We start from the raw sequence: 243 nt of genomic DNA, 5'->3' as shown, positions 1-243 counted from the left end.
CCGCCCCGTAAACTTTCGTTTGGTTATCTGCAGTAATCGTCAGTGAAGCAGGTGTTACCGTTAGGGCACCCGGCACATAACTGATTGTGTAATTGGCATTCACTGCACCGCTTGCCGTGATCGGGTAAGAACTACCCGCTACTGATGAGGCCGGGGTTGCTGTTGTTGATAGGGTTGGTGATGTAGTCAAACTTAATGGAGTATCTCCATTTACAAAACCAGCGTAACTGGCTGTAAGCGCTG

Annotated in this window: 1 protein-coding gene; it reads right to left on the bottom strand. The window is 49.4% G+C overall.

Annotation, left to right across the window (positions count from 1 at the left end; translation table 11 throughout):
* On the bottom strand, positions 1 to 243 hold a 243-nt coding region (locus tag GSY63_RS00035; protein ID WP_166583810.1), incomplete at both ends, for an MBG domain-containing protein.

It is taken from the genome of Mucilaginibacter agri, assembly GCF_009928685.1.
GTDB classification, from domain to species: Bacteria; Bacteroidota; Bacteroidia; order Sphingobacteriales; family Sphingobacteriaceae; genus Mucilaginibacter; species Mucilaginibacter agri.
The sequence above is the reverse complement of the archived record's forward strand: the minus strand, read 5'-3'. Positions and strand labels throughout refer to the sequence as shown.